Source organism: Candidatus Nitrotoga sp. BS (assembly GCF_927797785.1).
GTDB lineage: Bacteria > Pseudomonadota > Gammaproteobacteria > Burkholderiales > Gallionellaceae > Nitrotoga.
In genome coordinates this window covers 18,935-31,231 of sequence record NZ_CAKMLL010000006.1, presented here as the reverse complement: position 1 = coordinate 31,231, position 12,297 = coordinate 18,935, and the positions used below count along the sequence as shown (strand labels likewise).

General features: G+C 50.7%; 6 protein-coding genes. 1 reads left to right on the top strand and 5 read right to left on the bottom strand.

Annotation, left to right across the window (positions count from 1 at the left end; all coding sequences use genetic code 11):
* Positions 1-329 (top strand): hypothetical protein (locus MJ769_RS00445; RefSeq protein ID WP_239233879.1); only part of this gene is annotated, 329 nt, incomplete at its 5' end.
* Positions 330-596: 267 nt separating this feature from the next.
* On the opposite strand, the gene MJ769_RS00440 is transcribed toward MJ769_RS00445, so the two are convergent.
* The 5 genes from MJ769_RS00440 to MJ769_RS00420 all read right to left on the bottom strand — a co-directional run bounded on the left by MJ769_RS00440 (position 597) and on the right by MJ769_RS00420 (position 12,004).
* Positions 597-1,994, bottom strand: a complete 1,398-nt coding sequence (locus tag MJ769_RS00440; protein ID WP_239233878.1) for an FAD-binding oxidoreductase — start codon at positions 1,992-1,994, stop codon at positions 597-599.
* A 38-nt stretch (positions 1,995-2,032) separates the two neighbouring features.
* On the bottom strand, positions 2,033-4,210 hold the full coding sequence (locus tag MJ769_RS00435; RefSeq protein ID WP_239233877.1) for a primosomal protein N': 2,178 nt from the start codon (positions 4,208-4,210) through the stop codon (positions 2,033-2,035).
* A gap of 290 nt (positions 4,211-4,500) precedes the next feature.
* Entirely contained in the window at positions 4,501-5,565 is a 1,065-nt protein-coding gene (gene hemE / locus MJ769_RS00430; protein WP_239233876.1) for a uroporphyrinogen decarboxylase, read from the bottom strand.
* A 394-nt stretch (positions 5,566-5,959) separates the two neighbouring features.
* Entirely contained in the window at positions 5,960-7,387 is a 1,428-nt protein-coding gene (locus MJ769_RS00425; protein ID WP_239233875.1) for a glutamate synthase subunit beta, read from the bottom strand.
* Positions 7,388-12,004 carry a glutamate synthase-related protein gene (locus MJ769_RS00420; RefSeq protein ID WP_239233880.1) on the bottom strand — a complete coding sequence of 1,539 codons (4,617 nt, stop codon included), beginning with the start codon at positions 12,002-12,004 and terminating at the stop codon, positions 7,388-7,390.
* Positions 12,005-12,297 lie beyond the last annotated feature (293 nt).

Here is a 12,297-nt window from a genome sequence, read left to right as displayed (position 1 = left end):
ATGGTTGTTCAAAGAGTTATCATGCGTCATCCATCGAATCTCCGGACACTACTGATTTGTCGTATGGATATTTTTTGCTATTCGTAGCTACGTCATCATTCCATCTATTAGGGAAAAAAACACGAATCAATGATTATTCTTATGGTGTTTACATTTACGCCTTTCCAATTCAACAAACCATTGTCACGTTGGCCCCCGGCATTTCCCCAGTTTCCCTGTTCCTGTTCTCGTTCCCCATTGTGGCGTTATTTGCAATTGCCTCATGGCATTTCATTGAGAAACCCTGTCTTGGGCTTAAAGGTCTTTTTGGTCTTGAATCTGCCAAATGAAGTGATTACCACTACCGTAACTTATTATTAAGATATTGGTAAAATCTGCGGATGAATTTTTGTGTAAACGGCCATTTGGCGCGAAATCACTGTCTTGTAAGGAAAAAAATTGGCAACGGAATAACTGCACTTAACGAAAAATTACCCGCTACGAATCATATAGATCCGAAAATAATGGTGTACAGTCGAAACATTCAACCCACAACATTCTGATTCTCAATGCGTATATAACCGCGATTACTCACAGCACATTTCAAAAAACCTTCACTATATTACCTTCCCCGGATTCATTAAATTATTCGGGTCAAGAGTGTGCTTGATGCTGCGCATCAACTCTAATTCCAGCGCACTTTTGTATTGATTCATCTCGTTACGTTTGAGTTGCCCCAGCCCATGCTCGGCGCTGATACTGCCGTTTAGTCCATGCACGATGTCATACACGATGCTGTTGACCTCTTGGCTTTTCGCGATGAAGGCTGCATTTTGCGCGGAATCCAACATTGAGAGGTTATAGTGGATGTTGCCATCGCCAATATGGCCGAAGGCAATAATGCGCAGACCATTGTATGCAGCATGCAGGGCGGCATTCGTTTGGGCGATGAACTCTGCCACGTGGCTGATTGGCACGGCGACATCATGTTTGATGCTAATACCCTCACGTTTCTGCGCTTCGCTGATGTTTTTTCGCAAATTCCACCAGCTTCCGGCGCTATTTTTTGAATCTACGGCGAACTCGAGGATGCCTTCACTGAACGTTTGCAGTGCATTGCGTAAAGGTGCATCCAGGGGCGCTTGCAGCACATCCGACAGTTCGATCAGCACGATCCACTCATAGCGCGTAACAAATGGCTCAGTTGTATCGGGGATATGCTTTAAAACGAGATCCAGACAGGAGCTCGAAATGATTTCGAAGGCGCTTATTTTGTCGCCGCAATTAGCACGCAAATGGGCAAGCAATTGTACCGCCACCGCCGGATCGCGCACTGCTACACAGGCAGATACCACCGATTGAGGACGTGGAAACAGCTTCAGCACGGCGGCAGTGATGATGCCCAGCGTGCCTTCTGCGCCAATAAATAAGTGCTTCAAATCATAACCGGTGTTGTCCTTGCGCAAGCTGCGTAATCCATCCCAGATACGACCATCTGGCAAAACCACTTCCAATCCAAGTACGAGATCGCGCATATTGCCATAGCGCAACACGCCGACGCCGCCGGCATTAGTGGAAATATTGCCGCCAATTTCGCATTTTGCCGCGATGGCGGAGAGACCGAGTGGAAACAGGCGGTTGACCCGCTCTGCTGCCTCTCGCGCCGTGGCCAAGGTGCAGCCTGCTTCCACTGTTAAGGTATAGTTGATGGTATCCGGAGCATGAATTTTGTTCATGCGCGACAGGTTAAGCACGAGCTGTTGCCCTTGCGGCAACGGTACGGAGCCCCCGCATAAACTGGTGTTGCCGCCCTGAGGGACAATGGCGACGCGGTGCTCGGCACATAACGCGACCACCGCAGAAACTTGTTGCGTACCGCCAGGCAGTACCACAGCCAGCGCTTTGCCGCTGTAGCGCCCGCGCCAGTCGGTACAATAGGGCGTCGCGGTTTCGCCGCTCAGTACGTGGTCGGCGCCAACTATGTTTCTAAGTGAACTTATCAAAGTTGGTAGCATATAAAATATTCCTTAAAATGCCTTATCTCACAAATGATCTAAAAATCCATCGGGTCAATGTCCAGCGACCAGCGCAGTTTTTGTGCGGGTAACGCATCGAGCAAGGGACGCCATTCGCGCAGAAATTGCTGCAAGGGTTTTCGCGCTTCGCTCTGCACTAGCAAATGCGCTAAAAAATGGTTAGCGCGACGCGGCATGGCAGCAGGAACCACACCGTAAATGTCAACTGGCATCATGAGTTCAATTGCAGCGTCGCGCGCTTGTTGCAGGAAAGTATACATGTGGCCCTCATGCTTAGCTTCAGCACGCAGCAACACCTGATACATGAATGGCGGAAAACCGGCAGATTGACGTTCCGCGAGCAAAGTTTTTGCCCACGTATCGAAATCATGTTCTCGCAACGCTCGAAACAATGGATGATCAGGAAATGCGGTCTGGATCAGCACTTCGCCAGGCTTGTCGGCACGGCCAGCGCGCCCTGCTACTTGGACAAGCTGGGCAAACAATTTTTCCGATGCTCGAAAATCACTACTGTATAACGCACCGTCCGGGTTAAGCACACCCACCAGCGTCAGGTTAGGAAAGTCATGTCCCTTCGCCAGCATTTGCGTGCCAACCAGAATGTCCACCGCGTCTTCCTGTATCTGTTGACGCATGGCTTGCCATGTTCCTTTATTGCGCGTGCTGTCACGGTCCACGCGCAGAATGCGCGCCATGGGGAAATGTTCCTGCAACGCAGCCTCTACCCGTTGCGTACCGATACCAATCGGTTGCAGGTCGGCGTTGCCGCACGATGGACAGGCATGCGGAACGCGCTCCTGATGGCCACAATGATGGCAGCGCAGGCGGCGATCTTTAAGATGTAGCACCAACTTGCCCGCGCAATTTGAACAGCCGGACAGCCAGCCGCAAGCACCACACATCAACACGGGTGAATAACCGCGCCGATTAATGAATATCAAGCTTTGCTCACCGCGCTGTAGCCGTTCGGCCAAGGCCTTAAGAAGCGGCTCACTGAGACCGTGCTGTATAATTATATTGCTGGTGTTAATACAGGTTATCGTAGGCAACTGTGCCTGCGCCGCCGCACGCTGTGTCAGGCGCAACATTTGGTAGCGTCCGCTCTGTGCGTTGTAATAGCTTTCAAGTGAGGGGGTTGCAGATCCTAATACAATTGGTACGCCACGTTGGCTAGCACGAAAAATTGCCACATCTCGTGCTGAGTATCGTAAGCCATCCTGCTGCTTGAACGAAGTATCATGCTCTTCATCCACAATCAACAGTGATAGTTGTGGTAGAGGCGTGAACACTGCCAGACGCGTACCCAGTATGATGCGCGCTCGGCCGGACTGCGCACGCAGCCAGTTCTGCATACGTTCACCGTCACTTAAGCCACTGTGCAGACTTACCAGCTCAACATCCGGCAAGCGGCTGCGAAAATAATTTTCAAGCTGGGGCGTAAGATTGATTTCCGGCACCAGCATTAAAACCTGTCCTCCCTGCTGCAATATCCGGTTCATCAGATGCACATAAATCTCGGTCTTGCCGCTACCGGTGATACCGTGCAGCAGGGAGCAGCCAAAGCATGATGCTTTAGTAATTGCGTCCACAGCATGCTGCTGCTCCAAGGTCAACGTATGAGTATTGTTGAATGTAAATGAGCTGGAAACGGCAGATACTGAAAACGCTTCCACCCATCCCGCATGAGACAATGCTTTAAGCGCAGAGGCTCCGCTTGGTGATAACGCGCGCACTTGCGTGGCACTTAATGAATTCAACTTCAAGGCTGCGAGTATTCGGTGCTGCACTACCTTGCGCTTAGACAGTAAGCTCAAGTCGAGTGCATGGCCGCTAACGCTTAGTCTGTATTGCATCGCTTCCTTGAGTGTGACAAGCCGGCTGGTACGTAAACGTACTGGCAAGGCGGACAACACCGTAACGCCAAGGGGGTAGTGATAATAGTCGCTGCAGAAGCGCAGCAAAACAAGCAGCTCATCTGATAGCGGTGGAACATCACTAAGCACCTGTAAAACGGGCTTGATCCGTTCCGCTGAAAGGGCAGAATCCATTGCACATTCCATCACAACGCCTACCATTTTTTTTCGTCCAAATGAAACCAATACGCGGGTTCCCGGGACGATCGCAATGCTACTGTCTAACGAATAATCAAATAGTGTTGACAATGGCACATCTAGCGCGACGCGAACAATTGTCATTTAATAACGTTGGCTCCAGCAACTTCTACAATACTGAGCTAAGCTGACTGACTTAATTGAAGTTTTTTTATTGTCCACATAAACTGTGGATAACAATGTGGATAATTCCGATATAACTAGTCTAACTACTAATGTTATATACAGTTTTGCCCAGCCGCTCATTATGTAAGCAAAATTTATTTTTAATAAAAACAATTGCTTAAATTTTCACTCTAATATTATGGTAAAACTTTTTTTCATGATGGACAGATGCGCGACTTGTGTATAACCAGACGTAAGGTCTGACATTTTTAGTGGTATTTGCGGCTTAATTCATGCACTGCCTGCACCATCGCCGCAGCATGGTCTGGATTGGTAAATTGAGAAATGCCATGCCCCAGATTAAATACATGACCGCCGCCATAGCCATAACTAGCCAGCACGCGTTCCGTCTCGGCACGGATCACTTCCGGCGTGGCAAACAGCACGGCTGGATCCAAGTTACCTTGCAGCGCAACCTTATGGCCCACTTTTTGTCGCGCTACACCGATGTCCATGGTCCAATCCAAACCCACCGCATCGCAGCCAATATCGGCGATGCTATCCAACCACAAACCACCACCCTTGGTAAATGCAACCACTGGAATCTTCACGCCGTCATGCTCACGTTTCAGCCCTTGCACGATTTGCTGTAAGTATGGCAGTGAAAATTCGTAGTAAGCAGCATGCGATAACACGCCACCCCATGAATCAAAAATCATCACGGTCTGTGCACCCGCTTCAATTTGGGCATTAAGATACTGTGTTACTGCTTGCGCAGTAACATTCAAAATGTGGTGCATCAGCTTGGGTTCTTTGTACATCAACGTTTTAACACGTGCATAATCGTCGCTACCACCGCCCTCCACCATGTAACAAGATAATGTCCAAGGGCTACCAGAAAAACCAATTAAAGGCACGCTACCATTCAGCGCTTTGCGAATTTGCGACACAGCATCGGTGACATAACGCAGATCTTTACTGATGTCAGGCACCCTTAGCGCTTTGATGGCAGCCTCATCGCGCAAGGGGCGCTCAAACTTGGGCCCCTCTCCTTCGGAGAAATACAATCCAAGACCCATCGCATCCGGTATGGTGAGAATGTCGGAAAACAGAATCGCAGCATCCAGAGGGAATCGATCCAGTGGTTGCAATGTTACTTCCGTAGCCATGTCCGGACTTTTGCATAACTCCAGAAAACTGCCCGCACGTTTGCGCGTAGCACAATATTCCGGCAGATATCGTCCAGCCTGGCGCATCATCCACACGGGGGTATAGTCAGTCGGCTGACGCAGCAAGGCACGCAGGAAGGTGTCATTTTTTAACTTGAAATTCATGTTGCTCTCTTTTAATTTACGTTGACTAAATTTAAACAGCTTTACCTCTGATCTCTCATCTCACCTTGCCAGAGAAATTAGTCTGGTAACAAGATCATGTAATGGGTCTGCATCATTGGTGCAACAGATAAACATAAAACCAGGAAGAAGATATCGTCTTCAAACATCGATATCTCGAAGTGAAGGGATGCCAGCGTTATTTTGTTGCTGCATCATCGCCCCAGATGGGGATAAGTTATTGGGTAGCAGGCGCGAGTGCAGTGTAGGTAATCCATATGTCCATAGACCGATAAATAACCCTGCAAGTACCCCAGAGTGTGGCTGCTATTATTTGAGATCAACGCAGCTTGCTGATTGCAACCCGTCATTCAGCGCCTGACATGAGCTCCTCAATTTAGAGCGGCAAACTGGAACTGCCCATCAAATACTCATCCACTGCACGCGCAGCTTGGCGGCCTTCGCGTATTGCCCACACCACAAGCGACTGGCCGCGCCGCATATCACCAGCAGCAAACACCTTGTCCACCGAAGTCTGATAATAGCCCACTCCATCAGTGACAGCCTTGGCATTGCCGCGGCCATCCTTCTCAACGCCAAACGCTTCCAGGATTTGCTGCGTCGGGCTAACGAAACCCATAGCCAAAAGCACGAGATCGGCCTGCATCTCAATTTCGCTGCCTGGCACTTCTTGCATTTTTCCGTCTTTCCATTCGACGCGCACGGCATGTAATTTTTCGACCTTGCCATTTTTGCCGGTTAACTCTTTGGTTGCCACCGCCCAATCACGCTGACAGCCTTCATCATGAGAGCTGGAAGTGCGTAGCTTCATTGGCCAGTATGGCCAGATCAGTGGCTTATTCTCCTGTTCGGGCGGGCGAGGCATGACCTCAAACTGCGTAACCGAAGCCGCGCCATGGCGGTTGGATGTGCCTACACAGTCAGAACCCGTGTCGCCACCACCGATCACCACCACATGTTTGCCAGTCGCTTTAATCTGATCGGGTACCGCGTCTCCCGCCACTACTTTGTTCTGTTGCGGCAGAAATTCCATTGCGAAATGCACGCCCTGCAATTCGCGCCCAGATACTGGCAAGTCGCGTGGTTGCTCAGCTCCACCCGTTAATATCACTGCGTCGAACTCATCTTTTATTTTTTGTGCCGGCACATTTACACCGATATGCTGCTTGACACGGAATTCCACTCCTTCAGCGCGCATCTGTTCAATGCGACGGTCGATGTGCATCTTTTCGAGTTTAAAATCGGGAATGCCATAGCGCAAAAGACCACCAATTCGATCATTTTTCTCGAATACCACCACGTCATGCCCGACGCGTGCTAATTGTTGCGCACAAGCCAATCCAGCCGGGCCAGAGCCAACAACAGCAATCTTCTTGCCGGACTTGGTCTGTGCTGGTTTCGGTATCACCCAGCCTTCTTCCCAGCCTTTGTCTATGATGGCATGCTCGATTGATTTGATACCTACCGCATCGTCATTAATAGTCAATGTACAGGCCGTCTCACACGGTGCAGGGCAAATACGCCCAGTGAATTCTGGAAAGTTGTTGGTAGAGTGCAGCACGTCCAGCGCCTGCTTCCAGTTGCCGCGATAAACCAAATCATTCCAGTCGGGGATGATGTTATTAACCGGGCAACCTGTGGTACAAAATGGAATGCCACAGTCCATACAGCGCGAACCCTGCACGGAAGCCTTCTGGTCGGTCAGACGGGGGATGAATTCCTGATAGTTTTGCAGGCGTTCCGCGACCGGCAAGCTCTGCTCACTTAAGCGGCGGAATTCCATGAATCCGGTAATCTTACCCATTTATACAACCTCCAATTGCTTGGCTTGTTCCGCCGCTACTTCCTGTAAAGCGCGACGATATTCAGTCGGCATGACCTTGATAAATTTCCGCAGGTAGCGCGTCCAATTATTTAGAATATCCTGAGCGCGGACGCTGTTGGTGTAGGACAGGTGCGCACTCACCATGCCGTGCAAAACTTGTTCATCGGCCTTGCCAAGGTGGTTAAAATGCACTCGGCCATGTGTCTCTACTTCACCTAATTCGCTCGCAACAGCCTCATCTAATACCGGTTCCAGTTGCACCATCGTCAGATTGCAACGATGTTCAAAGCCGCCATCCTCATCCAAGACATAAGCAACGCCGCCGGACATACCTGCAGCAAAATTGCGCCCGGTCTGACCGAGCACAACCACTATACCGCCGGTCATGTATTCGCAACCATGGTCGCCCAAGCCTTCCACTACCGCAATAGCGCCGGAATTACGCACCGCAAAACGCTCGCCAGCCACCCCTCGGAAATAGCATTCACCACTGGTCGCACCGTACAGCACGGTATTGCCAACGATGATATTTTCCTCGGCCACTATGTTGCATTCTTTGGGCGGTAGCACCACGATGCGCCCGCCGCACAAGCCCTTACCGACATAGTCATTGCCCTCACCAGATAACTTGAGGGTAATGCCATGCGCAAGAAAAGCACCGAAACTTTGTCCTGCCGTGCCTTGCAAGTTCACCGTAATAGTGTCGTTCGGCAATCCCGCTTGGCCATAGCGCTTTGCCACTTCATGCGACAGCATGGCACCGACGGTACGGTTAACATTGCGAATACGACTTTCAATTATTACCGGCAACTTGTTTTCCAACGCAGGTATGGCTTCGGCAATGAGCTGATGATCCAAGGCCTGAGTCAACCCATGATCCTGCTCCTCGGCATGGCAGCGCGCCACGCTAACAGGTACATCAGGTTGATAGAAAATTTTGGAGAAGTCCAAACCCTTGGCTTTCCAATGTGCAATAACATGCCTTGCATCAAGTAATTCGCTACGACCGATCAGATCATCAAACTTGCGGATACCGATCTGCGCCATATATTCGCGTACTTCTTCGGCAACAAAGAAGAAATAATTCACCACGTGCTCAGGCTGACCAGTGAATTTCTTGCGTAGCTCAGGATCTTGCGTAGCCACACCTACTGGGCAAGTATTTAGATGGCACTTGCGCATCATGATGCAGCCCTCCGCTACGAGTGGCGCTGTGGCAAAACCAAATTCATCCGCACCGAGTAACGCACCAATTAATACATCGCGGCCAGTCTTCAACTGCCCGTCCACCTGCAAAACAATACGACCACGCAACCGGTTCAACACAAGCGTTTGCTGAGCTTCTGCCAGCCCAAGTTCCCATGGGGTGCCGGCGTGCTTGATGGAAGACAATGGCGATGCACCCGTGCCACCATCATGGCCAGAAACAGTTACATGATCCGCTTTGGCCTTGGCCACACCGGCCGCCACCGTACCAACGCCCACTTCAGATACCAGCTTGACCGAAATGGAGGCACGTGGATTAGCGTTCTTCAGATCATGAATAAGCTGTGCCAAGTCTTCAATGGAATAAATATCGTGGTGCGGTGGCGGTGAAATCAATCCCACACCAGGTATGGCGAAACGTAGCTTGGCAATGTACTCCGACACCTTGTGGCCGGGCAATTGACCGCCTTCACCGGGCTTTGCGCCCTGCGCCATCTTGATTTGAATTTGATCGGCGCTGGACAAATATTCCGCAGTCACACCAAAGCGACCGGAAGCCACTTGTTTTATTTTGGAGCGCAATGAATCGCCCGGCAACAAAGTCAGATCGGCTTCAATACGTCCCTTGCCTATAATTTCAGATAGTTTCTCGCCGCCTTTAATTGACTTGAACCGCATCGGATCTTCGCCACCCTCGCCCGTGTTGGATTTTCCCCCGATGCGGTTCATTGCGATGGCCAAAGTGGTGTGCGCCTCTGTAGAAATAGACCCAAGCGACATTGCTCCAGTAGCAAAACGCTTAACGATTTCTTTCGCCGATTCTACCTCTGCCAGCGGCACTGGTGTGCCGGTTGGCTTGATTTCGAACAAGCCGCGCAACGTCTTCATGTGCTGAGTCTGGTCGTTAATTAACTTCGCATATTCTTTGTACGTCTGCCCATTGTTGGAGCGCGTGGCATGTTGCAGCTTGGCGATGACATCCGGCGTCCACATATGCTCTTCGCCACGCACACGATAGGCATATTCACCCCCCGCTTCCAGCGCATTGGACAACACCGGATCATTGCCAAAAGCGGCTTGATGAATACGCACCGCTTCCTCTGCCACCTCATGCAAGCCAATGCCTTCGATCTGGGTCGCCGTGCCGGTGAAATACTGTGACACAAAATCAGCGTTCAGACCGATTGCCTCGAAAATCTGCCCGCCGCAATAAGACTGATAAGTTGAGATGCCCATTTTGGACATTACCTTGAGCAGACCTTTGTTCACTGCCTTAATGAAACGCTTATTCGCATCCTTGCTCGATAAGCCCTCAGGTAAATAATCGCTCATGGCAGCAATCGTCTCGTACGCCAGCCACGGGCATATCGCTTCGGCACCATAACCAGCAAGGAGCGCGAAGTGATGGGTTTCACGGACAGAACCGGAATCCACCACCAGTCCGGTGCTGGTGCGCAGCCCTTCGCGTACTAAATGATGGTGCACCCCCGCACAAGCCAGTAAGGCAGGAATCGCCACGCGTGCACTTGAAACCGCACGGTCGGACAAAATCAGGACGTTGCAACCATCCGCCACCGCCTGGTCTGCTGCGGCACTCAGCGACTTGATGGCGCCCTCGCAACCCACCGCGCCCTGTGTCGCTGGATAAGTGATATCCAGCACCAGCGCCTTGTACCGTCCTTGAGTTAATGTGCTGATGTCGCGCAATTTGGCTAAATCTTCATTGGACAGCACAGGCTGATGCACCTCGAGACGCAGCGGTGGATCGGTCTCGTCGATACCGAGCAGATTGGGCTTCGGCCCAATAAACGAGGTAAGCGACATTACGATCTCTTCGCGGATCGGATCGATAGGCGGGTTAGTCACCTGAGCGAAAAGCTGCTTGAAATAACTGTACAGCGTCTTGTTTTTATCCGACAGCACAGGCAAGGTAGCATCATTGCCCATCGAGCCGGTCGCCTCTTCCCCAGCGGTAGCCATGGGTGCGAGAATGAACTTGATATCTTCCTGTGAATAGCCAAATGCCTGCTGAGTATCCAGCAGGTTGGTATCAGACAAGCTTTCCTTGGGTGTTTTATTGACGTCCGCAATTGGCAGTTCGCCAAGGAAATAACGTGATTTTTCAATCCATTCACGGTACGGTTTTGCGGTAGCAAGCTGCTGTTTCAATTCAGTGTCGTCTATGATGCGGCCGGCTTGCAAATCGATAAGGAACATCTTGCCTGGTTGTAGTCGCCATTTTTTCACAATCTTGCTTTGCGGAATGTCCAGCACACCCATTTCTGATGCCATCAGCACCAAGTCATCATCTGTAATCAGATACCGTGCCGGACGCAGGCCGTTGCGATCCAGCGTCGCGCCGATCATACGGCCATCCGTGAAAGCCACGGCAGCGGGGCCATCCCACGGCTCCATCAATGCAGCATGGTATTCATAAAAAGCGCGGCGCTCTTCATCCATTAACGGGTTGCCTGCCCAGGCTTCTGGAATTAGCAGCATCATTGCGTGTGGCAGCGAATAACCGCCTGCCACCAGTAGTTCCAGTGCATTATCAAAACAGGCAGAGTCGGATTGACCTTCCACTATTAATGGCCACAGCTTTTCCAAATCTGCGCCCAACAAACTGGATGACATTGCTGCGTGACGCGCTGTCATCCAGTTTACATTTCCGCGCAAGGTATTGATCTCGCCGTTGTGCGCAATCATGTGGAATGGATGCGCCAAATCCCAAGAAGGAAAAGTATTGGTGGAAAAACGTTGATGTACCAGCGCCAATGCACTGACCATATTCTCATCTTGCAGATCGAGATAATATTTGCCAACCTGATTGGCCAACAACATGCCTTTGTATACGATAGTGCGCGCAGAAAACGACGGTATATAGAAATTCCGCCCTAGTTCATTGGGCAGGCCCCGCACGGCGTGTTCTGCGGTCTTGCGAATGACAAACAACTTACGTTCGAAGCTATCGGCATCCGCACAATTCGTACCACATCCAATAAATACTTGGCGCACCACCGGCTCCACCGCCTTAACGCTCTCGCCCAAGCTGCTATTGTCTACCGGCACATCACGCCAGCCCAGCAATACTTGTCCTTCTTCAGCAATCTTGTCGGTAATCACCTGCTCACAGGCGGCTCGCGCTGTCGCATCGCGTGGCAGGAACAACATCCCAACCCCATAACTGCCTATTGTCGGCAGGGAAACACCCTGTGCAGCGCATGCATTACGTAAAAATGCATCTGGAATCTGGATAAGAATACCTGCACCATCGCCCTCCAAGGGGTCAGCGCCCACCGCACCGCGATGAGTAAGATTTTTCAATATCTGCAGACCTTGGCATATCATGTCATGGCTTTGCTTACCCTTGATATGCGCCACAAAGCCCACCCCGCACGCATCGTGCTCATGGCGCGGATCATACAAACCCTGCTGGACCGGCAACGAAGAATGACTCACACGTTGTTCCTCATTAAATATCACTAACCCCAAAAAAAGCGGCGACACACATCGCCACTGCGCTATCTACACAATCTATGCCCAAAAAAACACAAGGCGAAAGGGCGGAAATATTACCTTGTCTCGGGACGAACAGCAACCTAGAACCTGTTCGAATATGAAATTCAGGCTAAATGGCGGTATATCTCCACTTAATAATAAAGCCTAAAGACAATGCCCTGAAT